The organism is Salinibacterium sp. PAMC 21357, from assembly GCF_000247645.1.
In the GTDB taxonomy this organism is placed as follows: Bacteria; Actinomycetota; Actinomycetes; order Actinomycetales; family Microbacteriaceae; genus Rhodoglobus.
Map to the genome: position 1 here is coordinate 1143218 of NZ_AHWA01000004.1, position 24330 is coordinate 1167547.

The following is a 24330-nucleotide window of genomic DNA, read 5'->3' on the forward strand; positions in this document are numbered from 1 at the left end:
GCTACTGAGCTGCTGCGGTGACCTGATCAGCCTGCGGTGATTCTAGGTCAGTGCATAAGACCGTGTAAGAGATCTTGTACTCATCGCCAGCGGTAGCGGGGACCGTGATTTTGAAGGAGGTCTCGTTCGGGCCGCGGACTGCGTTTCCTTCCTTGATCGTCGCGCCTTCAACGCTGAAGTTGAAACCCGATCGAGGGTGTCCTGTGGGGCATCCTTGGTAGTCAGTCCACTTGACGGTCACCTCTGAGCCAGCGACTGCATTCAGCGGATCGAGCGTTACCGCAGAGGGTTGTGTTGGAGCCGGAGTGACCGGGACTTCACCGTAGAAGTAGACCAAGATGGTTTCGCCCTTTTCGACGTTGCCCAGCGGAGTGGCCGAATACGAAAGACCAACCTGCTCAAGAGAATCTGCAGCGCTGCCAATCTGAGCGTCGAGTACTAATCCCTTCGCGTCGAGCACTGACTGGACCGCGTCTTGTTTGCGTCCGAGCAACTCGTCTTCCGTGAGCTCTACCTTGGTGCTTGTCGGAGTTGCCGACGGCGTTGGGGCACTCGAGGTCTGTGTTTCGGTCGGGGTCACTACCGGAGTGGACTCTTGAGGGTTCGCCAGCAACGCGATGATTGCACCGATCAGCACGACAGCAAGCAATGAAATGAGCGCGATGATCGGCCACGTCCACGGGTTGCGTTTCTGGGGCTCTTCGTACGTTGGGGTTGGCGTTACCCCGGTAGCATCTGCGGTGTTGAGGATGCGGGTTGCCTGGGTGGCGTTGCCGTAGTTGAGGCCGACGGTTGCGGCGTGAGAGTTGTCCCCGAGAATTCCGGGAACCGCGGCAGCAGCGGCCGCGACATCCCCGCGACGCAAAGACTGTGCGGCGCGAGAGAGGTGCGAGGCGGATGCCGGGCGGTCGCCGGGTGATTTCGCCAAGCAAGCGTAAACGAGGTTGCGTACCGGTTCGGGCACAGTCATGGGCAGCTCAGGTGGAGTCTCATTGATCTGCGCCATCGCGATGGCAACTTGCGATTCTCCCGTGAAAGGACGACGACCGGCAAGCGCTTCGTACGCGACAATTCCGAGCGAGTAAATGTCTGTTGTTGGGGATGCGGGGTGACCACTGGCTTGCTCAGGAGACAGGTATTGCACTGTTCCCATGACCTGGCCGGTCGCCGTGAGTGGCACCTGGTCGGCAATGCGAGCGATACCGAAGTCGGTGATCTTTACTCGGCCCTCGGGAGTAATGAGGAGGTTTCCAGGCTTGATGTCACGGTGCACGAGGCCGGCGGCGTGAGCGGCCTGGAGTGCGGCAGCGGTTTGGGCCACCATGTCGAGAACCCGGTCGGGGTCGAGTACACGCTCGCGTTCGATGATCGCACTCAGTGCTTCACCGGGAACGAGTTCCATTACGAGGTAGGCGCTGCCCTCTTCCTCGCCGTAGTCGAAAACGTTAGCGATGCCTTCGTGGTTGACGAGCGCCGCGTGACGCGCTTCAGCACGGAATCGCTCTAAGAAGCCCGGGTCGCCCAGGTATTCATCTTTGAGGATCTTGATCGCAACCGTTCGACCGATAACGAGATCTGTGGCTTCCCACACCTCGCCCATGCCACCAATCGCAACGCGACTGGTTAGCTGATATCTGCCTCCGAAAGTGAGTCCACTGGTCGGTCTCATCTGTTTAGCACCGCCTCTAGTACTTGACGCCCAATTGGTGCGGAGATGCCGCTGGAGGTGCCGGACTGTCCAAGCCCACCACCATCTTCGACTACTACCGCGACTACGACTTCTGGATCATTTGCCGGCGCGAATCCAGTGAACCACAGTGTGTAGGGTTCACCTGCCCCGTTCTCTGCTGTGCCGGTTTTTCCGGCAACTTCGACACCGTCAATTTTGGCACTGCGCGCCGCACCGTTGTCGACCCCAGCCACCATCATTTGGGTGAGCGCGGCCGCGGTTTGCGGGCTGATTGCCTGCCCAAACAACGTTGGTTCGAAAGCCTGAATAGTTGTGAGGTCTGACGCCATGATGCTCTCAACAAGATTGGGTTGCATCAAGGTGCCGCTATTAGCGATTGCCATCGAGACCATCGCCATCTGCAGTGGCGAGGCCCGAACACTTGACTGCCCAAACGCCGACAACATCGTCTGTGGGCGGTCGAGAGCACGAGGATAAACACTCTCGGTTGAGTCCAAGGGAACCGAAACGCTTTCGTTGAATCCGAATTTATTAGCTTGATCACGAATGGCGGTTGCGCCAAGAGCATCGCCGAGCTGCGCGAACGGAATGTTGCACGACAACTGGATTGCGGTAGCAATAGTTGCCGTGCTGCCGGAGCCGCACGTGCCACTGTCGGCGTTGCTGATTTTGAACGTGGACTCTGGCAACTGCAATTCAGCCGGGTTAGGGAAGTCGCTAGCGGCCGTGTAATCACCGGATTCGAGCGCGGCAGCGGCGACCACAAGTTTGAAGGTCGACCCCGGAGGGTTCAAAGGGCCCGCCAGAGTGCGGTTGTAGAAGGGGTCGTCAGGGTCATCGAGCAGTCGGTTGTAAGCGTCAATGACCTGTGTGGTGTTGTGGACGGCAAGTTCGTTCGGATCGAAAGTCGGCTTCGACACCATCGCCAGGATTTCGCCAGTCTTGGGGTTGATCGCGATGACCGCACCCTTGTAGTCGCCGAGAGCATCCCAAGCAGCCTGTTGGACGACCGGGTCGATCGTGAGCTCAACAGCGGCACCGGTGGGGTTTTGGCCCGTCAAGACTGCATTCACCTGATCGAAGAACTGATCGTTAGATGACCCACTCAAGTAGTCGTTGAGTGAACTCTCCAGGCCAGTGTTGCCCTGATTCAGGGTGAGGTAACCGGTAATGGGCGCGTACAACTCACCCTGCGGGTAGACGCGCAAAAATTTGAATTCGTCGTCAACGGCCTCGGAAAGAGCGATCGGCTCGCCGTCGACGAGAATTGGACCCCGCTCAGCCGAGTAGCTCGCGTACAGAGTGCGCACGTTGCGACCATCCGCCTGCAGGCTGTCGGCGGTCACGACCTGAATTACTGAGCTCGAGATGAACAAGCTCACGAACATCAGCAATACAACGGTGCTTACCCGTTTGAGTTCGCGGTTCACTGCCCCACCACCAATCGGTTTTCGATGGACGGCTCAATAACCAGTTGCGGTTGGTGACGCACGGTATCTGACAGCCGCAATAGCAGTGCCGCAATGATCCAGTTAGCAACGAGCGACGAACCACCAGCAGCCATGAATGGAGTCGTGAGCCCGGTCAACGGGATCACGCGCGTGACGCCGCCGATAACCACAAAGACTTGCAGCGCGATCACGAAAGCGAGACCGACGCCGAGGAGGCGGCCGAAATCATCTTGACCGGCAAAGCCGATGCGGAATCCACGAGACACAAACAGAAGGTACAGCGCCAAGATTGCGAAGATGCCGATAAGGCCCAACTCTTCGCCGAGCGCAGAAATGATGTAGTCGCTCTCCGCCAGCGGGGTGATATTAGGGCTACCGCGTCCAAGGCCCGTGCCGATGAGCCCGCCGTCCGCGAGGCCAAACAAGCCCTGCACAAGCTGATAGCTGCCTCCGGTCGCCTCGTAAACATCCGGGTTGAAAGGATCGAGCCAGGCGTCAATGCGACCCGAGATGTAGGTGAGGTAGCGGCTAGCGACGAAAGCGCCGCCCAGGAACATCGCCATACCCAGCAGAATCCAACTCGATCGGCCGGTAGCGACATAGATCATCACGAGGAAGAGGCCGAAGTAGAGCAGCGCCGTTCCCATATCGCGCTGGAAGATCAAGACCAGCATCGAGGCAACGAAGACCACAATGATCGGGCCGAGATCGCGGGCGCGCGGGAACGTCAAACCCAACACTTTGCGACCAACCATCGAGAGCGAATCACGCGCCGAGACTAGGTAACCGGCAAAGAAAATTGCCAACGCAATTTTGGCGAGCTCACCTGGCTGGAATGAGAAAGCGCCGATCTGAACCCAAAGACGGGCACCGAAGCGGGTGTCACCAATGATGGGCGCGAGAGGGAGTAAGAGCAAAGCAATACCGCTAAACATCGCAATGTAGCGGTAACGCTGGAGTACACGGTGATTTTTGATGATGAGAAGAACCGCCATAGCGATGATGATCGCGATCGCCGTCCAGACAATCTGACGGATGCCGCCGCTACTCCAACCGTTCAATTCATCAGCCAAATCGAGGCGGTAGATCATGGCGATGCCGAGCCCATTGAGCACAGTGATGATCGGCAAAATCAGCGGATCGGCATCCCGAGCTGTAACCCGCAACGTGATGTGCATCGCGAACACGAGCACACCGAGAATGCCCGAAAGCCCCAAGACGGTGAAGCCCAGGTGCCCAATAGCGCCCAACTGAACCAACGCGATCGATCCCAGATTGATGGCGACCGCGATGATTACCAGCAGCAGTTCAAGATTGCGCAGCCGAGCGGGCACCCGAAGCTTCAACCGGATGTTCTCCGTAATCGCTCGCGGGCCGGCAGCAGCCGAGGCGCGAGCGGCATCGTTAAGGTATCCGGGCATCAGACAACAGTCCTACGATTCGGCGGGCATCCTCAAGGTCGTGCGCATTGATCGTGCTCTCCACGCTCGCACGGCGATACAGCGGCAGGTCGACAACACGGACATCCGTGATTTGGTACACGTGAGACAAAGAAATCGGCCCAATGTCTTGCTGCACACCCTGATAAATCGCCACCTGGCCATCATCAGCACCGACATAGAACTGCTGCTGGGTGTACTGGTAACCGACGACGAGACCGCCAGTAATGGCAGCGATCGTGACCGTAATGAAGGCGATCCACGAGATGCGACGTCGGCGAACTCGGCGGCGATCCTCCCGAATAATCGCCTGATAGTACTCATCAGACTCAGGCTCAAAGTGACTATCGTCTGGTTGGTTGGCCTTAAGCGGGTGAAGGAGAAGGTTCGGCAGTCGAACCGGCTTCTTGGCGATCGTCGGCTCGAATGACAACGGCGACGCGGCTGAACCCACCGTAATCGGGGGTGTGCTGGCAGACGTATCGTCATCGCCGATATCGACCAGTACCACTGTCACATTGTCGGGAGCGCCCTGATCGAGGCTGGCCTGAACAAGACGTTCAGTCGCAGCAGCGGCATCGGTAACGCGACGCAGAGTTGCAGCGATCTTGTCATCCGTAACAAAACTGCTCAAACCATCGGAGCAGAGCAACCAACGATCACCCGGCTGAGTATCAAGAACTTCAGTATCGATCTCGGGAGAAGCATCAACATCACCCAACACACGCATCAACACCGAACGACGCGGATGCACGGCTGCTTCCTCAAGTGTGATGCGACCGCTCTCCACCAAACGCTGCACGAACGTGTGATCGTGAGTGATCTGCGACATCTTGCCATCGCGCAACAAGTAGATGCGAGAGTCACCGATATGGGCCATCGCCATTTTGTTACCGACACGAACCATGCCGCTCACCGTCGTGCCCATACCGGTGAGCTCATTGTGCTCAATAACCGTGTCAGACAGGATGTGATTGGCCGAGATTAGAGTGTCGTGCAGAACCTGAGCCGCTTCCTCAGCGGACTCAAACGGATGATCCGCCTCTACGACATGCTTGATAGTGATCGCCGAAGCGACATCGCCACCAGCGTGACCGCCCATGCCATCCGCGACAATAAAGAGATGTGTGCCAGCGTAAGCAGAGTCCTGGTTGTTGGCGCGGACCCGACCCACATGGGATGCGGCAGCACTGTTGCCCGAAGTCGCCATTCAATTACCGTCGCAGTTCGAAGCTGGTCGTGCCGATTTTGATCGGCGTATTCAACGGAATTGGCGTCGGAACACTCACACGTTGGCCAGCAAGGAACGTGCCATTAGTCGAATCAAGATCCTGAACAACCCAGCTATCAGCCCAACGCAACAAACGGGCGTGATGAGTTGACGTGTAGTCGTCACGAATCACCAAACCAGACTCGCTAGACCGACCAATCGTGAGCTGCTCATCCGGCAACGAAATCTCGAGACCCTCTTTGGAACCAGAGACGATAACCAGTCGCGTCGCATCGAGCGAGCCGCCCGTGGCCGGCACCGGAGCAACTGGTCGAGTGGGCTGCGCGGCGGGTGGGGCAGAAGGGGTTGAGGGCGCTTGCGTCTGAGCGGCACTCTGCACGGGCATCCGGCGCACCTTTTCTCCGAAGAGATCAGAGCGCAGAGCGTAGACGATCGCAAAAATGAAACCCCACATGATGGCGAGGAACGCGATGCGCAACAAGAGGAGGGTGAGTTCACTCATAGGGTGAACCCCCGGTCATTGCGTCGATCAGCGTTCTGGTCAACATCGGAGGATTGGGCAAGCACACGGAACACGATACGGGTTCGACCGATATCAATCACGGATTCCGGCGCGAGTGGCGCGCGAGAAACTGGCGATCCGTTCAATTTCGAGCCATTTGTGGAGCTGAGATCGTTAACTTCGGCCCGCGTGCCATCCCACAAAATTTCGACATGCTTGCGAGAAATACCGTTGTCATCGACAGTAATGTCAGCTTCGCTACCCCGGCCGATGATGGTTCGCGAATGCACCAGGGGATGCCGGACACCATTTATTTCGAGCACCGGTGTCCAAGCGACGGTGCCTTTGACGCTCACGGAATCTACTTCAATCATTCCCTGGCTGAGGGAATCATCGGGAGCAAGAGTGATGCCGATGCCCCCCGAAAACGAGTAATGCTGGGCGGTGGCGTGACGTTGTACAAGCTCGGTGAGCTCTGAAATGAGTGTTGACCCGAGGCCGGCCATCCGCTGATAGTCGGTTTGGCTGAGGCGCACGGTGAAATTGTTGGGCACGAGAATGCGGTCGCGCGACACAACGGCAGCCTGCGTGTCGAGTTCGCGGCGCAAAGCGCTCGTAATCTCGACGGGTTGCAGACCACTTTTGAAGGTCTTAGCGAATGCGCCGTTGACGGCACGCTCGAGACCTCGCTCAAAGTTGTCCAGAAGACCCAAAGCTCTCCTCGTGATCGCTCGTTGTGGTACGTCGATGTTAGCTGTTAAGGGAGACTAACCCGTTACCGACGTCGAGCTGTTAGGGCAGTAGGCCCATCGGGTCAACGCGAGTTCCGTTGACGTAGGTCTCAAAGTGGAGGTGGGCGACGGTGACATAGCCGGTGCTTCCGCTCAAGCCGATGGGGGTTCCTGCAGCCACTGTTTGGCCGGGAGCTACCATCTGCGAGCCCTGAATCATGTGCGAGTAGAGGGTTGAAACGCCGCTGCCATGATCGATCTTTACGTACTGGCCCCAACCTCCGCCATACGTAACCTGGGTGACTACACCGGGGGATGCCGAAACGATAGTTGCTCCGCTGCCCGTCATGATGTCGATGCCGCCGTGGAATTCTCCGGCGCCGCGGTAACCGAATCCGTCATTGACGGGGGCGCTTGCTGGCCACATGGCAAGGAATCCAGCGAACTGGCCGCCATACGACCCAGCGAATGAGCCAGAAGGGGCGGACGGAACGTAGACGGGAACGACGGGCTCTACAACGAGCTTCTCGACCTGAATGGCGTCGCGAGTTGCGGCGCTGATCTCGGTATCGACCGACGACGCGAACGTTTGGCTGGGAACCGAAGGCGTGGCTTCGGTGGCAGCAATGGACGAAGCTTGCTGCATGACTACGGATGCCGAAGCTGCGGAAGCAGTGGACGGAAGGTCGCGAGAAGACGGCTCCAAGTGTGCTGCGGCTGGAACAGTCACGCTCACGACAACTGCCATGATTGCGCTGAGTGTCAGCAATCGTTTCACGCGGTAACCCCCAGGGGTGTGGTCTTTGCACTGCCCAATATCAGCAGTTTTGGATCATGTCTGGTTGAACCCAGCATTTTAGATACACGGGCAGCTATCGACCCTATAGGAGAAAACTGTGAATCGTTAGTGAATTGATGCGTGAGCCCGAGTCGCGGACAGTCTTAGCGCTGTGATAATCTCACTCAGTTGAGTGTTTAACTCAACCCACGCGTGAGTGGCGGAATTGGTAGACGCGCACGGTTCAGGTCCGTGTGTTCGAAAGGACGTGGGGGTTCAAGTCCCCCCTCGCGCACAGTGCAGGTGCACAGCAGAGGTAGAAGAAAAGACCCACCAGATGGTGGGTCTTTTCTTGTTGGTCGGTTTTTTGATCGGTGTTTGTTGGTTTAGTTCACCGAACCTGGCGCGCAGTGAACTGCATCTGCGGGTGCGCGTAGAACTCTTGTGACTCCACGAGCTGCAATTCACGCTCGCCAGACTCGAGGGTTCTGGTGAGCAGGTCGAAGACGCTGGATGCGGTGCGAGCCAAGGCATCCGCGGCATCGCCGGTGCGTGCGAAGTGGGCGGTGAAGAGGGCTGCGGTGACGTCACCGGAACCGTTGGCCTTCATTGGCAGCTGTGGGGTCTGTACGATCCAGGCTCCGGCATCCGTCACGACCATCATTTCGATGGTGTCGGGCTCGCGGTCGGGGCGCTCGACGCTCGTCACGAGAACCGTGCTCGGGCCCATCGCCCGGGCGAGATCTGCGGATGACAGCGTCGATTCGATCGTGTCAGGCTCGGTCTCGGTGAGGAAGCCGAGCTCGAACTGGTTGGGCGTGATGATGTCGGCGACCGGAACCACGCGCTCGCGCAGCAGGATCGGAATGGCGGGAGCCACGAAGCATCCGGATTTCGCATTGCCCATCACGGGGTCGCACGCGTAGATCGCGTTCGGGTTCGCTGCCTTCACGCGGGCAACGGTGTCGATGATGACATCGCCGATGCCGTCGCCGCCCTGGTAGCCCGAGAGGATGACATCGAGCTGAGGGAAGATTCCACGGTCCTCGACGCCCGCAATGACCTCTGAAACGTCGCTGGGGTCGATCATTGGTCCGCGCCACGCGCCATAGCCGGTGTGATTCGAGAAGTTGACCGTATACACCGGCACAACTTCAACGCCGATGCGCTGCAGCGGGAACACCGCGGCAGAGTTGCCGACATGGCCGAACGCGACTGCGGACTGAATCGAGAGGATTTTCATCCCTCGATTCTCCCACTTTCTACTGGCGGATGGTGTTCTCTTGGAGGCGAACCCCGGGGCGTCACCACAACGTGGGGGAGCGCTTGGTGAGGAACGTAAGATAACCTCGAATTTAGCTTATTGAAAAGATTTTGGGGATATTGTGATTGCAAGAACTAAGACCGTGAGCGTTATCGCAACCGCGATTGTGGCGTGCACATTGATGACTGGCTGCGCGTCTTCTGGAGCGAGCAGCGATCCGGAATCCTCATCGTCGGCCGAGGGCGGGATTGGAGTCGAGGAGAAGATCCTCAATGTGGTGGTAACGCTGCCCGCAAACCTCTTCGAGGACACATCTGAAGAGGAAATCCACGCCCGCGCGGAAGGATCCGGCTACAAAGCGGTCGTCAACGACGACGGTTCGGTCGAGTACACCATCCCCAAATCGGTGCACGCGGAACTGATTGCTGAGATGGCCAGTGGCATAGACGAGAGTATCGCCGACACGCTGATCAGGGAAGCGCCTATCGAAGAGATTACGCACGACGGCGAGTATTCCGCGTTCGCCATGACCGTTAACCGCGCGGCATTCGAGGAGTCGTTTTCCGCTGGGTTCGTTCCGATCACCTTGGGAACCCGGGCGATGTTTTACCAGTTGTTCGATGGCGTTTCTATAGATGATCGACGTGTCGTCGTGACCTACATCGATTCAGCTTCAGGAGAAGAGTTCGACACGTACGTGCTCCCCGACGCTTTGGAGTAAACCTCGTCGCTGGCGGATGCTGGAACGGGCAGGCGAGCTAGCGGCGCCCGAGCTCCACGAGCTTGCGTTCGCGCATTGCCAAGAACAGCGGGAAGGTGAACGCGAAGGCCGTGATGCCGGAGAGCACGATATAGAGCCAAGCGCGCTTCATCCCGAGGCGGCGCGCTTCGATGATGATTAGGATGCTGCCCGCGACAGCCACCACGAGAAGGTCGACGCCGAGAGAGTTGACGGCCGGGCCGCTACCGAACCAATCGCCAAGATAATCGCGCATCTGCACGATTGCTAGAGCGTTGAAGATCCACGTGCCGACTAGGCCGATCAGCGAGAGGATCGCGAATGTGATCGCGCGTGAATTCCAGTGGCGAAGGATTCGAGCAGGTGGCTGCTTCATGACACCAGTGTGCACCCGCGCACCGCTGGAACGCGCAGCGACAGCATGAACCAGCACAAACAGCACAAACCGGCACAAACCGGCACAAACCGGCATGGTGAAAGGCGAACTAGCGCGAGGCTGCAGCTCCCGCGGTAGTGGCAGAGGTCGCGTCGCTTCCGGCGAGCCGAGCCGTCGACTCTCGCACAATGAGCTCTGCACGCAGTAGCACCGAGCTACCGGGGTCGGTTGACTCGTTGGAGCCCCGCTCGACTGCCTCAGCGACGGCAAGCTGCGCCATCCGCGTAATGGGCTGGCGAACGCTGGTGAGCGGAGGGTCGTACAGGTCAGCGAGGATGATGTCGTCGAAGCCGATCACGGAAACATCCTGCCCAACTTTGAGTCCGAGGTCACGAAGACCGCGACAGAATCCGAGCGCGGTCATGTCGTTGATCGCAACCACAGCCGTAGGGGCTGTTGCGGGGTCGGCGAACAGATCCTTTGCGGCGGCACGTCCTACCTCGGCCGCTTCAACATCACCGAAGAGGTCGGCGTCGAGGCCGGTCCAGTGCGGCATGTCGGCGACGGACAAGCCGGCAGCTTCAATGGCGTCGCAGTACCCCCGATAGCGTGCGGAGCGGTTGACCGAGCGAATCGACCCCGAAACAAAAGCGATTCGCGTGTGGCCGAGTTCGAGCAGGTGCGCTGTGGCAACTTGACCGCCCACATTGTTGTCGATGCTGATGCTCACGACTGAATCGGGGTCGTTCGGTTGCGCTGGTCGGTCGAAGGTCACTAGACGCAAGCCTTCAGCGATGACGTGACTGACGTGCTGGAGAGAGGGCAGTGAGGTGCACAGGATGATGCTGCGCACGCCGTCTTCCCACAACTCTTCGACATAGCGACGCTCGCGCTCGGGATCGCGCTCGCTGTTGCAGAGCAAAACGCTGCACCCCAATGCCAGTGCGGCGATCTCTACTTCGTGAGCGAATGCTCCCCAAAACGGGTTACCGACCGAGGGCACAACGAGGCCAACGGTTTGTGTCTTGCCGTTGCGTAGCTGGCGCGCCGCACGGTTGGGGCGGTAGCCAAGTTCTGAAATCGCCGACTCGATACGCACTCGCGTTGCAGCGACCATTCGACCCTGTCGGTCGTTGAGGAAGTTGGAGACGGTGCTGGGGGACACCCCTGCGGCCTGAGCCACATGCTGGATGGTTACTCGAGCCACGTGACCTCCTTCGGTAGTTGACGATCCTGATGATCGCTGTTTCAGTGTAACGATTTATTAGCTTTCGGCAAATGTTTACTGAACCACCCGAAGCAAGTCTGACCTATTCAAATAAAATCTATTGACTCCACGAGACAGACTCGTCTATGGTCAGTGCATCGTTACACCGATTTCACCCACCCCCCTAGGAAATCGGTCAGCAATCAAATGAGCCGACGACGACGTCGCGGAACGAAGGCACTGGAGCCGTCGCTCAATCTCACAGTGAGAGGACATGCACATGGAAGTGAAGTCACGAATGCGCCGCACAGCATCGGTCGCGATGGTTGCCCTGTTGGGTTTCGGTCTCGTCGCCTGTTCAGCCGGAGAAGCGGACGCTGATCTTAACCCCGACGAGGTTTCGGGCGAGATCAGCTTGCTCACCCCCATTTTTGAAGGAAGCCCCGGGCAAGACCTCCTCGAAGACGAGCTGCTCCCGCAGTTCTACGAGGAGTATCCGAACGTGAAGGTCAACGTCGACTACACGACGTACGGCAACCTCAACGAGAAGCTCACCACGGCCGTGGTCTCGGGACTCGTTCCTGACGTAATGCTCATGGGCGTCGGCTGGATTGAAGCCTTCGCCGACAAAGGCGTGCTCGCCGATCTCGGCGAACTCGGCCTCAGCGAAGCTGACCTCAAGGAGAGCTACACCGACGAGATCGTTGAAGCCGGCATGTGGGACGGCAACGTCTACGCTGTGCCGATCATGCTCGACACCCGCTTCGGAGTCGCTCGCATGGACATCCTCAAAGAAGCTGGCTACGACAGCCCGCCGTCATCGTGGGATGAGCTCATCGAAATCGCCGAAGCAACAACGGTGCGGTCTGGCAACGGCTCGCTTGAACGCGCTGGCTTCGACATGATGTCGCTGGATGCCCGTCAAGCCTTCGAGACGATTCTCTTCTCCGCCGGCGGTGAACTCTTCAATGAGGATGCCACCGCACCCGCGTTCAATAGCGACGAAGGCGTTGCCGCGCTTGGCCTCATGGCTGACATGGTGAACAAGTACAAGGTCGAAGACATTGGCTTCACGTCGACGGACGACATCGTGAATCCGCTCATTAACGGCCGAGCCGCAATGGGAATCGCTCACAACAACCTGTGGACTCAGGCGATGGAAGCCGACTCCACCGTTCTCGACAACCTTGAACCGTTTGTGATCGAGGGTGAGGCATCCGGAATGTTCTTCGGGGGAACGTTGGCGACCGTTGCCAACAACTCCAAGAACCCGCAGGCGGCGCGTGCACTCCTCGAGTTCCTTTCCAGCCCGGATGCGGCGCTTGCCGCCAACGAACAGCGCGGTAACGTGCCGGCCCTGACCGAACTGCTCGACTCTGACTACGTGCAGTCGAACCGTTTCGTGCAGTTCGCCATGGAGAACTTGGATGTCGCGCAGCGTGAAGGTGGCCCGTCGCAGTGGCTTGAGGTGCGCGGCGACTTCGCCCCGGCAGTTCAGGGCGCGCTTCTCGGCCAGAAAACTCCCCAAGAGGCGCTCGACGATCTTGCTGCTCTCGTGCAGACAGCAATAGACCGCTAGTTCCTCCCCTGAGTGCCCGGGCGTCCAACCCGCCCGGGCACTACCTCCCCAGACTTCAACCACACGAGGGCGTGATGACCACTACAGAGCGACACCCCATTCGCGGCGCGGAAGCGGCAGCGGCAGCGAAGCAGGCTTCCCCATCCACCGCACCGAAGAAACGCAAGCGGATCAGTGCTGCCGAGAAAAAGCGGCGTCGCGCGGGCTGGCTGATGATTACGCCATCCGTCATTCATGTAGGGTTGTGGACGCTTATCCCGGTCATTGCGACCTTCTATCTTTCGTTCACTGACTACGGAATCTTCGCGGCTCCGAAGTGGATCTGGTTCGACAACTACGTCGAAATGTTCAACGATGCCGTCTTCATGCAGTCCATCGGCAACACTATTTGGTACACGTTCTGGACAGTGCCGGTATCGATGGCAGTAGCTGTCGTCGTGGCAGTGCTGCTGAACCAGGGCCTCAAGCTGCAAAAGTTCTACCGCACAGCGTTCTTCCTTCCGCAGGTCACCGCCACCGTCGCAATCGCGATGGTGTGGCTGTGGATTTTCAACCCGCAGTACGGCCTCCTCAACGCGATGCTCGAAACGATCGGGCTCCCCGGCCAGGCGTGGCTCGTTGACCCCAAGTGGGCGCTGCCGGCAGTGATTTTGGTCGGTGCGTGGCAGGGCATCGGTATCAAGATGCTCATCTACATCGCGGCCCTGCAGAACATTGACGAATCGCTCTATGAGGCGGCATCGCTCGACGGAGCATCCTCGATTCGCAAGTTTTTCAGCATCACCGTTCCGATGCTCAAGCCGGCCACGTTCTTCGTCTTCATCATCTCGATCATCGGCGCCTTCCAAGTGTTCGACCAGATTTACGTGCTCACTGACGGTGGCCCGGCAAACGCCACGACGATGATGACCTACGAGGTCTACCGCTCGGCATTCCAAGAATTCCGGATGGGAATGGCATCCGCTCAGTCGGTAGTGCTCTTCGCTTTCCTTCTTTTCGTCACTCTCATTAGCCGTCGCGTTACTAAAGAAGAGGACTAGTGATGACTCTCCCTACTATTAAGGCCCTCGCGATCAGCGAACAAGTCACCGTCGTGCCGCGCAAGCGCTGGTTTCACCACGCGAAGGGTCGCCAAGCGGCACTCATCAATGTGGCGCTCACTCTCGGCTCGATCACCATGCTGGTGCCGTTTCTGTGGATGGTGCTCACGAGTCTCAAATCACCGGCCGAGCTGGCCCAGTTTCCGCCGACGTTCTTTCCGCAAGAGTGGATGTTCAGCAACTACGCGGCGACTCTGGATGCTGCGCCATTCGGCCTCTACTTTCGCAACAGCTTTGTCATCGCCACCACTCACACCCTCATCACTGTCGTGTTGGGTTCGATGGCGGGGTATGCGCTGGCCCGTATTTACTTCAAGGGGCGGGAGGCGATCTTCCTCGCTTTCATCGCGATGCTGATGATCCCCACCTACACGAAGATCGTTCCGCAGTTCTTGCTCGTGAAGTTCATGCCCCTGTTCGGTGGCAACGATATCCTCGGCCAGGGCGGCAGCGGTTGGTTGGACACGTGGTGGGCACTCATCATTCCTGGTGGGCTGAGCGCATCCGCCATCTTCCTGTTCCGTCAGTTCTATTTGTCGCTGCCGAAGGACCTGGAAGAGGCGGCACGGATTGACGGCCTGGGCGAGTTCAGGATCTTCTCGCAGATTTATACGCCGCTCATCAAGCCGGCGATCGCGACCGTTGGGCTGCTGACGTTCCAAGAGAGCTGGAACAACTTCCTCTGGCCACTGCTCGTTACGACCAGTAGCGACCTGCGCGTGATTCAAGTGGGGCTTGCGGTCTTCCAGCAGCTCGACAACACGCAGTGGCAGTACCTGATGGCCGGAACCACGATGGCGACAGTGCCCATGGTGATTCTGTTCATCTTTGCCCAGAAGTACTTCATTCAGGGTTTCACCAACGCCGGCATCAAGTAACGGCAACGCACGGTAGCCACCCCGAACAACTGGCGGCACCGCACGAACCTTCGACAAACCAACACCCAACCAATAGATAGGCACGGTAGATAGACATGAGCATTGACCTCACCGGACGACGCGCACTCGTAACAGGCGCAGGAGCAGGAATCGGCGCGGCCATCGCGAAAGCACTGGCGGCGGCGGGCGCTGACGTTGTGGTGCACTACGCCCACAGTGAAGCGGGAGCCACCGCGGTAAAGGAAGAGATCGAAGCGGGCGGGCATCGTGCGCTCGCCGTGCAGGCCGACCTCACCGACTCGGCGCAGGCAACGAAGTTGGTGGATGCCGCTGTCGAGTTTCTTGGTGGCCTCGACATCCTCGTCAACAATGCCGGGCACTTGGTGGGCCGCGCCACGATCACCGAGACCACGGATGAGCGCTGGAACGAGGTCATGGATGTGAACATCGCGAGCACCTTCTTCACGACTCGCCAGGCTCTCCCCGCGCTCGCGGAGTCGGAGCACGGCCGCATCATCACGATGGCTTCGCTCGCTGCCGAGAACGGTGGCGGTGCTGGATCGGTTGTCTACGCCACCTCGAAGGCGGCCGTTGTTGGTTTCACTCGCGCGTTGGCCAAGGAAGTCGCGTCGAAGAAAATCACGGTGAACGCGGTAGCTCCTGGCTTCATTGGCGAGACTGCCTTCCACGAAACCTTCACCCCCGGCGAGGCTCAGAAGAACATTGTGGCGGGCATTCCGCTCGGTCGTGCTGGCACCGCTGGCGACGTTGCTGACGTTGCTCTGTTCTTGGCATCCGACCTCTCGTCGTATGTCACGGGCCAGGTCGTCGACATCAACGGAGGCCTCAACTTCCGATGAATTCTGTTCCGCAGCAGCCGGGCGGGTGGTGGCATGACTATGTCTGCCCCACCCACGGCATCGAGTTGGGTGCCCGTGAGGGTAACGAGTTTCTGTGCAGCTACGGCTGTCGCCTCACGGGTGGCAAGGTCGAAGCGGCCTGGCTCGCGCTTGAACATCAAGCCCTGGCTCGGGCCGCCCGGGTTGCTGCGCGAAGGTACGCGCTGCACGGCGAGGCCGCCGATCGTGAACGGGCCGTCGAACTCGTTCTCGACTACTCCGCTCTCTACGTGCAGATCTCAGCCGGCGGCTGGAGCGACAAGAGCGAATCATGGATGCTGCAGGGCAAGCTTTTTGCTCAGGCTCTCTCCGAGGCACAGTGGGCCGTCGGGTTCGCGGATGCGATCATCACGCTGGGGCCGCTTCCCGAACTTCGCGGGTCGACCGACCTCAACCGCACGCTCAACGGGCTGGCCGAAACGCTCGCCGAGTCTCGCCGCATCCTCGTGGAAGATCGCGACGATCAGCGCAGCAACTACACCGCGTGGCTGGATGCCGCAGCCCGGTTGGTAGCGCTGGCCTTGCACACGCTGGGCGGGCCGGCGGTCGCACCGCAGTGTGCGGCGGTGGTCTTCGACCATATGCAGCTCGCGGTACGTTCCGATGGCTGGGAGTGGGAGGCATCCACTTACTATCACGTGTTCGTTCTGCGCGCCTATCTTCTGGGTCTGCGCGGAATCGAGCTCGCGGAGCTGCCGGCCGACGCCGTCGACACGCTGCGTCGCATGGTCGACGTGCTGGTCTCGATCGCGGCGCCCGACGGTTTCTTGCCCGCGCTGCACGACGGCCCCTACGACCGGGTCGCGATGCACCGCGAAGTGCTCGAAATTTGCACGCTGGGAGCGCAGCTCTTCAGCGATACCGGCCTGGCGACGGTGCAGTCGTGGGTCGTTGAACGACTTGGTGCTGACCACGATGGTCTCGAGTGGATGCTCGATGGCTGGTTTGTGGGAGCACCGCTTGACCGCGCACCGGTGGTGGTCGGTTCGCGAGCATTCGAGGATGCCGGGTATGTCGTGTTGCGTGATTCACGCAACCGCATGGTCGGCATCCTCGATGCTGGACCGCACGGCGGAGCCCACGGTCACTTCGACAAGCTCGCGCTCTACCTTTATGGCGATGGCCCGAAGTGGCAGCCGGCTCCGGCCGTGCCACCGTATGGGCACGCGCTTCGTCATGCGTACTACGCGCGCACGATCGCGCATCCGACCGTTCGCGTTGATGGTGTTGATCAAGTCGAAGCAAGTGCCGACATCACCGAGTGGGATGCTGCGGCCTCCCGGGTTTCGGCGTTGACGACCACTGCGATCCGCGGCGTGCAACTGCGACGCACGGTGCAGCTCGGCGATGGCTTCCTTGTGGATGTCGTGACCGTTCGCTGCGACGACGGCGAACCGCACGACATTTCCCTCGGCCTCCGCCCGGCGCTCGACTTCAGCGTTGTGGTGGCGGGTGACTCGTGGCGTTCGACCTGGGGCGCTGCGCTGACCGGCTGGCATCGCGCATCCGGCGACGCCACACTCGAACTGGCCGCGGGCCGCGGACCCTCGGATGACCCGAGTCGACTGCAGCACGTCGGCAACTGGTCGAGCACGGCCAGCACCGCCACCTTCGTGAGCGTGTACTCCTTCGACCCCGAGCTCAGCCTCGACACTGTCGAAGCCGACTTCTCTGACGCCGCAGTGCGGATCACGATCCCCACTGCAGCCCCCGACCCATCACTAATAGAGGTAGGACTGTGACCAACACCACTGACACCACGACCCCCACCGCGGAACACGCGGCGACGCCAATGCCCACGACAGCATCAGCCTGGACGCCAGCCTCGTCAGCGACGGGCCGCGCGATGCTCATCGGCGATCGCGAGCAGCAGTTGCGCGGCGAACTTGATAGCAGCAGGAGCGCGCAGTTTCGGCGGCTGCTCGAGGAGTGTGAGCGCGCGAAGGGGATGGAACTTCCGCAGGAACACCCGCTGGCATCCATCACCTATTTCGGGCCGGGCTCGGCAAACCTCGCCCTCGCGTATCGTCTGACCGGTCAGGAGGCGTACCTCGAAGAGTTGCGTCGGTGGTTGGCGCCGCCGCTGTCGTTCCCGCACTGGGGCAAGGCGAATCTGCCCGACCACGACCTCGATGCCGGCTGGATTCTGCACGGGCTGTCGCTCGCGTATTCGTGGGCTGGCGACGCGCTGCACCCCGAAGAGAAGCAGGCCCTCGAAGACAAGCTTTTGCTGCAGGGCCAGCGCATGTACGAGTTCGCTGTGGAGAAAGAGGGCGGATGGTGGTCGTCGTCGTACTGGCAGAACCACAACTGGATTTGCTACGCGGGCCTCGCGACCGCCGGCTACGCCCTGCAAGAGAAGTACCCCGAAGCGAAGGCTTGGACTGAGCGCGCTAAAGAGAACTTTGCCCTCGTTCTCGACTCGCTTCCCGACGACGGTTCCAACAACGAGGGTGTCGTCTACTGGCGCTACGGGGTGCCGTGGATCGCGAGCTACCTTGACGTGCTGCGGGACCAAGAAGGCATCGACTGGTTCAACCGCGGCACCTATTTGAAGGAAACCTTCTGGTACCGCCTCTACCAAGCGGCTCCCGATCTGGAACGCATCGTTGACCATGGCGACTGCCACGACCGCCGCAGCGGGCATCCGCTCGCCCTCTATTACAAGCTCGCCGCCGAATACCGCATTCCGCAGGCGCAGTGGTTGGCCAACAAGGTATCGACCGAGTTCTACTGGCGCGAAGCGTACGAGAGTGGAGTGCGCCCCGGCGTTCGCCCCGAGGCGTACCAAGAACTGCTCTGGCTCGACCCGACGGTTGAGCCGGCCGGCCCGGAAACTCTCCCGCCGAGCAAGTACTTCGAAGATCTCGGACTCGTCGTCGGGCGCAGCTCGTGGGATGAACAAGCGAGCCTCGTCTCGTTCAAAGCATCACCGGGTGGCGGCCACAAAGCGTGGGATCAGTCGCACCGCCAGCGCAAGGAGAACGGCTGGGTCACGCTCAACGCGGGACACCACCACCCCGACTCGGGCGCGTTCGTGTTCCTTGGGAACGGCTCGTATTTGGCGATCGACGAAGGCTATTCGTCGCGCAAACTCACTGAGCACCACAACTCGATTCTGATCGACGGCAACGGCTTCGTGAATGAAGACCGGTACCACGTGTTCGAAGAACTGGCCGAGGAGTTCACGGCCGAGATTCTGACGACAACGATCAAGGATGGCTGGACGCATGCGGTCAGCGAGTCTTCCGCGATGTACGACCGCGACCTTGGCGTCACGCGGGTTCGCCGTCACCTCGTGCTTACGCCCGGCGGAACCCTCGTGATCGCCGACGACCTCGCCGCCGATCAGCCCCGCACCTGGACGTGGCTGCTGCAAACCGACAACGCGCCCGTTGCCCTCGGCGACAAGCGGTGGCGAGCGGATGCCGGTCACGGTGTCATGCCGATCGCTGCGCTCGACGACAATGCCGCCAGTCAGATTGTCGAAACGGCCGTGCACGCTAACCCCACGTCATCCACGCCCAGCCTGGCGATTAGCAAGAAGCAGCACACGCTCAAGCGCGTGAGTGAGCCGACGACGAGTGCACGCTTCGTGACGGTGCTCGAGTCGCGTCGCTGGGATGACACTGCCCCGGCGAGCATCCGTTACGACGTCGCTGCCGGCGGAGTTCGTGTGGAGATCGAGCGCGACGGCGTGACCGAAACCGTATCGTTGGGCTTCGATGGCGACGCTCCCACGCTGGGCGCAACGGCCGTCGTGGGCGAAGGATTCCAGGGGAGCACGAGTACGCAACGATGACATCACCGAAGAGAACCAAGCGCCGCACGCCGCGGTGGGAGCGCAGCATGCTGACCGCGCTCACCTACCCGGGCAACATTTTTCTGGGTTCGCTTGCAGTGCTGGTTCTCTCGCTCGGCGTCATCACGGTGCTCCCGGCCGCGATCGCTCTCGCTCGAGCCTTCGCGCGCTGGATTGTCGAGAACGACGACAGGGTATTCACCAACACCTTTCGAGAGTTTCGCGACACCTGGCGCAGAACCCTCGGCCTCGGCGTCATCGCGACCGTGGTCCTCGCCGTCATAGTCGGCGACGGAGTTTTCTTGGCTTATCAGCTTGCTCAGGGCGGCGGTTCGATTGCGCTGATGTTGAGCGCGGCCGTCATCCCGGTGGCCGCCGGCGTGTGCGTGCTCTTCATCGCCACGACCGCTGCCGCGACCCTCAGCACTGAAGCGGATGCTCGCACCTGGGTTCGTGAGGGATTTGTATTGATGTTGCAGCATCCGCGTCGCGCGCTCTTCGTCTCGTTCACGGTTGCAGTGACTCTCGTGGTGTCGATTCTGCTGCCGACCATCGCGCCCTTCGCTTCAATCGCCCTGCCGGTCTACGTGGGCGTGCGGGCCTGGGGCCCGAAGCCTCCCGTCAACGACGAACAGGATTAGGGGAGTGGCCAAACGCCCGCCGATCTCGTTTGCGCTGAAGGTTCTCTATGGCGATACCTTCACGATGGCCGTCGGTTTTTACATGCTCGTGCCGTTGCTGGCGTATCACTTCTTGCAAGATCTGGCCCTCACGATTGCGGTTGTCGCTGCCCTAACGGCGCTGCGCACGGCAGCCCAAAACGGGATGATGCCGATCGCCGGGTGGGTCGCTGATCGCATCAACTTTCGCCGCGCCATCCTGATCGGGGTATTGGTTCGGGCGCTGGGCTTTGCGATGCTCGGCACCGTCGAGTCGATTCCGCTGCTCGTGGTCGCGTCGATCTTTACCGGCCTGGGCGGTGCGCTGTTTCACCCCGCTAGCTATTCGGCCTATGCCGCCCTCACGACCGGCGCCGACCGGGTGCGGGTGTATTCGACTCGCGAAGTCGTGAGCAATGTCGGTTTCATCGTGGGTCCCATCATCGGCGGGTTCCTTGCCGGCGCCGACTTTGCGTTCGTGAGTTTGTCGGCGGCCGGGATGTTCGTGATCGCGTTCATCATCAGCGCATTCGGTTTGCCGCACCCGAGCGATGAAGAACGGGCCCGCACCCCACCGCGCTTGAGGGTGGCCTTCGCGGATGCCGCATTCCTGCGGTACTGCGCGCTCGTGGCGGGCACCGCGGTGCTCATCGCTCAGTTCTATCTCGTCATCCCGTTTCGGGCCGCCGAGTTCACGTCGGGCCCGTCCGATCTCGGCTTCATTTACTCGGGCGCCGCGATCGTGATGGTGCTCACGATGCTGCCGCTTACGGGTGCCGCCAACCGTTTTCTGCCCGACCGCGTCACCCTCGCCGGCGCGACAACGTGTCTGGGTGTCGGCGTCGGCATCATGGGTCTCTCCACGAATCTGCTCGGGATGCTCGTGGGCGTTGCCGTGTTCATCGTCGGCCAAATGCTCGCGCAGCCCGTGCTCAATGCCACCGTTTCACGCTTCGCCCCCGAAGGCTCCGTCGCTAGCTACTTCGGAGTGCAGGGCCTCGCCAACGCGATCGGTGGCGTCGTGGGAAGCAGCTCGGCGGGTGTGATCTATGCGCTCGCCGGCTCGGGCGAACCCGGAGCATCCTGGGTCTGGCTGACGTACCCCGCGTGGGCGATCGTCGTTGCGGTGATGTTTGTGGCGTTTGGGCCGCGGCGGGCGTCAGATTCGAGAGGTCGGGCCGTCTAAAAGAGAAAGACGACTTCACGCTGAAACCTACTCTCACCGGCAGTTTTAGGTTCCGATGGCTACAATGCGGTACATGGGTAAGTTCACAGACAAGGTTCGGTCGATGTTTGGGCGTTCACGACCGATCCCTAGAGAAGACGCTGACGAGATCGACGACTGGGTGAATGAAGGCGGAGCCCCTAACCCCGAGGGTCCGCCACGTGTCATCGACATCGACAACGGCAGCGGTATTGGCAATGGCAAGAAAAAATAGCTCCCGCCCGTGGGTCGGCAGGAAGCGATTCGGCCGGCATTAGGCCGCGACTAGCGCCGGTCGCCCCACCACTGCGGGCTCGCGGCGAGCACCGCATGCACGGCTCCGTCGAGGTCGTCGAGGTCGCCGGTGAGGAGCCACGCTTCGGCCGCAGCAACCGTGCCGCCGGCGGCGTAGGCGACAGCCATCGCGAACGTCGTTTCGGAAAGCGGGGCGAGTGCGGCAGGCACGATTTCTGGATGCCGCCGCAGATGATCCGCGAGAATCTGTCGCGCAGGCTCGATGAGCACCGATCGCAGCCGGCCGCTTAGGCTGCCGCTGGCCGCCATCCGATAGAGCGTTGCGTGGGTGCGTACGTGGCTAAGGAAGACGCGAGTGGGGCCGGCGAAAACATGGTTCGTCGTCGAGAAGGTCGTGGCTGATGCGTTCGCGTCTGGGGCAGGCTTGGCGGCGTGGGAGAACGCAGCAGCATCCGCCGCGTCGAGTAGATCCCCGAATTGCTCGATGGCGTCAGCCAGCTCGGCGTGCAGAGCAGTAGCGATGAGGTCAACGGGGTCGCAGGCGTGGCGGTAGAAAGTGTCGCGGCTGATGCCGGAGGCGTTCGTGATGTCAGTGACGGAGATGGTGGCAATGTCGCGCTGCTCCGCTAGAGAGTAGGCCGCCGCGACGAGGGCGTCGCGAGAGCGGCGAGTGCGAACATCCATAACCGAACTGTAGCGGAATAGACCACTATCTGACACCTGTCAGATAACACCGATAGGGTGGAGGTGAGGCTACAAACCTCAGCCTCGCCCCTAGAGAGGATTCAGAATATGCAAGCAGTGAAGCTCGTAAGTCCAGGCAAGATGGAACTTCAAGACATTCCGGTGCCAGAGATCGGCCCCGATGAGATTTTGGTCAAGGTTGCGGGCGCAGGACTGTGCCACTCCGACCTCCACGTTCTGCACATGGGCGAAGAGTGGCCCTTCTTCGGCGGAACCGTCGGCCACGAAGGTGCCGGCTGGGTCGAAAAAGTGGGCTCCGCACTGGAGGGGTACACCAAGGGCGACGCCGTTCTCGTGAGCGTGGTGTGGGCCTGCGGCCACTGCCGCGCGTGCATTGAAGGTCGCGACAACGAGTGTGAAGTCAACGGCAGCCGCATGCAATTCCCCACCACCCCGGGCCTCGGCCCAGACGGCGCCATGGCCGAGTACATGGTCGTGAAGGCCCGCCACCTCGACAAGATTGGTGACCTCGACCCGATCCAGGCAGCACCGCTCGCGGATGCCGGCGTCACCCCCATGCACGCCATCAACAGTGCACGTTCGCGCCTCACTCCCGGCTCGACCGTCGTCGTGATCGGTATTGGCGGCCTCGGTCACCTTGGACTCCAGATTCTGAAGGCCACGACTGGCGCCCGCATCATCGCCCTCGACACCGATAACGAACGTCTCGAGCTTGCCCGCAAGCTCGGCGCAGATCTCGTGCTCAAGAGCGACGGCGCTGCAGCCCAGCGCATCCTCGACGAAACCAACCAGTACGGTGCGGATGCCGTCTTCGACTTCGTCGGCGTCCAGCCCACCGTCGACCTCGCGACAGCGGTCATCGCTCCCGGCGGAATGCTCCGCTTTGTGGGCCTCGGTGGCGGACAGTTCGACTACCTCGTTGGTGTCGGCCAGGCCCTCCCGTGGGGAACCGACGTTCAGCTTTCGTATGGCGGAACGCGTGCCGATCAACTCCAGGTGATCGCACTCGCCCAGCAGGGCAAGCTCGGCGTTGAGGTGACGCAATACCCGCTGGCTGACTTCCAGACAGCATTCGATGACCTCGAAGCTGGGCGCATTACCGGCCGCGCGGTACTCATTCCGTAACGGCTAACGCGCACTGCGACGACCCGCGGCCCTCACCACACCCGGTGGGGGCCGCGGTTCGTTACTCGGCTGACGCTAAGCCCGCCCCCGCAGAATGGTGAAATGCACAAGACACCTGCGGCTAACGATTCGAACGAGGCCAGCACGCCGAACGAGACCGGCACACCGAACGAGCGCATCGAGGTTGCCTCAGTCAGGGGCTCAACGGCTCCCGACGAAGTCTCCCGCGCCAGCCGGATCGGCCGCCGAGTCGGGCGCATCGCCCTCGGTGCCTCCCTTGTCTTCGCCGGCATCAGCCACCTCACTTTCGCGCGCCAAGACTTTCAAGCGCAGGTGCCCGACTGGCAACCGTTCGACCAAGACTTTGTGGTCGTTGCATCCGGTGTCGTAGAGATTGCCCTCGGTAGTGCGCTCATCTTCGCCAAAAAGTACCGCCCGGCGGTTGGCTGGGTTGCCGCCGCGTTCTTTATCGCGATCTACCCCGGCAACATCTCCCAGCTCGTGAATCAGGTCGATTCACTTGGCCTCGACACTGACCTTAAGCGCTGGATTCGAATGCCGTTCCAGCCGGTGCTCGTGCTTTGGGCACTCTGGTCGACGGGGGCCTGGCGCGCGTGGCGTGCCTACCGCCGCAACGAGAATGCATTCGATCGACAGTGAGGAACGGTTTAGTGCCGCACAAATCAGCCATAAAAGGCTATAATGGCTGAATATTG

Annotated in this window: 23 protein-coding genes and 1 tRNA gene; 13 read left to right on the plus strand and 11 right to left on the minus strand. The window is 60.6% G+C overall.

What is annotated here, in order from left to right; genetic code table 11:
- Nucleotide 1 precedes the first annotated feature (1 nt).
- From ON14_RS08905 to ON14_RS08935, 7 genes are all read right to left on the minus strand, one after another.
- Complete coding sequence (locus tag ON14_RS08905) at nt 2-1669, minus strand: protein kinase domain-containing protein (RefSeq protein WP_039741966.1); 1668 nt, start codon at nt 1667-1669, stop codon at nt 2-4.
- Nucleotides 1666-3120 carry a peptidoglycan D,D-transpeptidase FtsI family protein gene (locus ON14_RS08910; RefSeq protein ID WP_010204589.1) on the minus strand — a complete coding sequence of 485 codons (1455 nt, stop codon included), beginning with the start codon at nt 3118-3120 and terminating at the stop codon, nt 1666-1668. The genes ON14_RS08905 and ON14_RS08910 overlap by 4 nt, the downstream gene beginning before the upstream one ends.
- Nucleotides 3117-4562 (minus strand): FtsW/RodA/SpoVE family cell cycle protein, encoded by a 1446-nt coding sequence (locus ON14_RS08915; RefSeq protein ID WP_010204590.1) that lies wholly within the window; start codon nt 4560-4562, stop codon nt 3117-3119. Before ON14_RS08915 ends, ON14_RS08910 begins: the two co-directional genes overlap by 4 nt.
- On the minus strand, nt 4546-5790 hold the full coding sequence (locus ON14_RS08920; RefSeq protein WP_010204591.1) for a Stp1/IreP family PP2C-type Ser/Thr phosphatase: 1245 nt from the start codon (nt 5788-5790) through the stop codon (nt 4546-4548). The genes ON14_RS08915 and ON14_RS08920 overlap by 17 nt, the downstream gene beginning before the upstream one ends.
- Before the next feature lie 4 nt (nt 5791-5794).
- Entirely contained in the window at nt 5795-6313 is a 519-nt protein-coding gene (locus ON14_RS08925; protein ID WP_010204592.1) for an FHA domain-containing protein FhaB/FipA, read from the minus strand.
- On the minus strand, nt 6310-7026 hold the full coding sequence (locus ON14_RS08930) for an FhaA domain-containing protein (RefSeq protein WP_010204595.1): 717 nt from the start codon (nt 7024-7026) through the stop codon (nt 6310-6312). The genes ON14_RS08925 and ON14_RS08930 overlap by 4 nt, the downstream gene beginning before the upstream one ends.
- 79 nt (nt 7027-7105) lie before the next feature.
- Nucleotides 7106-7822 (minus strand): M23 family metallopeptidase, encoded by a 717-nt coding sequence (locus tag ON14_RS08935; RefSeq protein WP_237719697.1) that lies wholly within the window; start codon nt 7820-7822, stop codon nt 7106-7108.
- Between the two features lie 211 nt (nt 7823-8033).
- On the opposite strand from ON14_RS08935, the gene ON14_RS08940 reads away from it, so the two are divergent.
- Nucleotides 8034-8117 (plus strand) — tRNA-Leu (locus ON14_RS08940).
- A gap of 96 nt (nt 8118-8213) precedes the next feature.
- Here the strand turns inward: ON14_RS08940 and pdxY are convergent.
- The gene (gene pdxY, locus ON14_RS08945; protein ID WP_010204598.1) at nt 8214-9065 is read right to left on the minus strand and encodes a pyridoxal kinase PdxY; all 852 of its coding nucleotides are present in this window, start codon (nt 9063-9065) and stop codon (nt 8214-8216) included.
- Nucleotides 9066-9228: 163 nt separating this feature from the next.
- Here pdxY and ON14_RS08950 point away from each other — a divergent pair, with 163 nt between their 5' ends.
- The gene (locus ON14_RS08950; protein WP_141629979.1) at nt 9229-9807 is read left to right on the plus strand and encodes a hypothetical protein; all 579 of its coding nucleotides are present in this window, start codon (nt 9229-9231) and stop codon (nt 9805-9807) included.
- A gap of 37 nt (nt 9808-9844) precedes the next feature.
- Here the strand turns inward: ON14_RS08950 and ON14_RS08955 are convergent, their stop codons facing one another.
- Nucleotides 9845-10201: a DUF2834 domain-containing protein gene (locus ON14_RS08955; RefSeq protein WP_039742389.1), complete on the minus strand. Its 357-nt coding sequence runs from the start codon at nt 10199-10201 to the stop codon at nt 9845-9847.
- A 109-nt stretch (nt 10202-10310) separates the two neighbouring features.
- Complete coding sequence (locus ON14_RS08960; protein WP_010204601.1) at nt 10311-11408, minus strand: LacI family DNA-binding transcriptional regulator; 1098 nt, start codon at nt 11406-11408, stop codon at nt 10311-10313.
- Between the two features lie 280 nt (nt 11409-11688).
- Between ON14_RS08960 and ON14_RS08965 the strand changes: the two genes are divergently transcribed.
- From ON14_RS08965 to ON14_RS09005, 9 genes are all read left to right on the plus strand, one after another.
- Nucleotides 11689-12987 (plus strand): ABC transporter substrate-binding protein, encoded by a 1299-nt coding sequence (locus ON14_RS08965; RefSeq protein ID WP_010204602.1) that lies wholly within the window; start codon nt 11689-11691, stop codon nt 12985-12987.
- A 74-nt stretch (nt 12988-13061) separates the two neighbouring features.
- A complete protein-coding gene (locus tag ON14_RS08970; protein WP_010204603.1) occupies nt 13062-14027 on the plus strand; it encodes a carbohydrate ABC transporter permease in 966 nt (321 codons plus the stop codon).
- A 2-nt stretch (nt 14028-14029) separates the two neighbouring features.
- Nucleotides 14030-14965, plus strand: a complete 936-nt coding sequence (locus tag ON14_RS08975) for a carbohydrate ABC transporter permease (RefSeq protein ID WP_141629981.1) — start codon at nt 14030-14032, stop codon at nt 14963-14965.
- Between the two features lie 95 nt (nt 14966-15060).
- Nucleotides 15061-15825 (plus strand): SDR family oxidoreductase, encoded by a 765-nt coding sequence (locus ON14_RS08980; RefSeq protein ID WP_010204607.1) that lies wholly within the window; start codon nt 15061-15063, stop codon nt 15823-15825.
- Complete coding sequence (locus tag ON14_RS08985; RefSeq protein ID WP_010204608.1) at nt 15822-17606, plus strand: heparinase II/III domain-containing protein; 1785 nt, start codon at nt 15822-15824, stop codon at nt 17604-17606. Before ON14_RS08980 ends, ON14_RS08985 begins: the two co-directional genes overlap by 4 nt.
- Nucleotides 17603-19666, plus strand: coding sequence for a DUF4962 domain-containing protein (locus ON14_RS08990; protein ID WP_010204610.1), 2064 nt, complete (start codon nt 17603-17605; stop codon nt 19664-19666). Before ON14_RS08985 ends, ON14_RS08990 begins: the two co-directional genes overlap by 4 nt.
- Nucleotides 19663-20307, plus strand: a complete 645-nt coding sequence (locus ON14_RS15210) for a DUF624 domain-containing protein (RefSeq protein ID WP_026037630.1) — start codon at nt 19663-19665, stop codon at nt 20305-20307. The genes ON14_RS08990 and ON14_RS15210 overlap by 4 nt, the downstream gene beginning before the upstream one ends.
- A gap of 4 nt (nt 20308-20311) precedes the next feature.
- A complete protein-coding gene (locus ON14_RS09000) occupies nt 20312-21511 on the plus strand; it encodes an MFS transporter (RefSeq protein ID WP_010204612.1) in 1200 nt (399 codons plus the stop codon).
- A 73-nt stretch (nt 21512-21584) separates the two neighbouring features.
- Complete coding sequence (locus ON14_RS09005) at nt 21585-21764, plus strand: hypothetical protein (protein ID WP_026037631.1); 180 nt, start codon at nt 21585-21587, stop codon at nt 21762-21764.
- 50 nt (nt 21765-21814) lie between these two features.
- Here ON14_RS09005 and ON14_RS15215 read toward each other — a convergent pair whose 3' ends face one another.
- Complete coding sequence (locus ON14_RS15215; RefSeq protein WP_010204613.1) at nt 21815-22468, minus strand: TetR/AcrR family transcriptional regulator; 654 nt, start codon at nt 22466-22468, stop codon at nt 21815-21817.
- A 108-nt stretch (nt 22469-22576) separates the two neighbouring features.
- Between ON14_RS15215 and ON14_RS09015 the strand changes: the two genes are divergently transcribed.
- Together ON14_RS09015 and ON14_RS09020 are read left to right on the plus strand one after the other, a co-directional pair.
- Nucleotides 22577-23614 (plus strand): NAD(P)-dependent alcohol dehydrogenase, encoded by a 1038-nt coding sequence (locus ON14_RS09015; protein WP_010204614.1) that lies wholly within the window; start codon nt 22577-22579, stop codon nt 23612-23614.
- 102 nt (nt 23615-23716) lie between these two features.
- Nucleotides 23717-24274 (plus strand): DoxX family membrane protein, encoded by a 558-nt coding sequence (locus tag ON14_RS09020; protein WP_010204616.1) that lies wholly within the window; start codon nt 23717-23719, stop codon nt 24272-24274.
- Nucleotides 24275-24330: the final 56 nt, after the last annotated feature.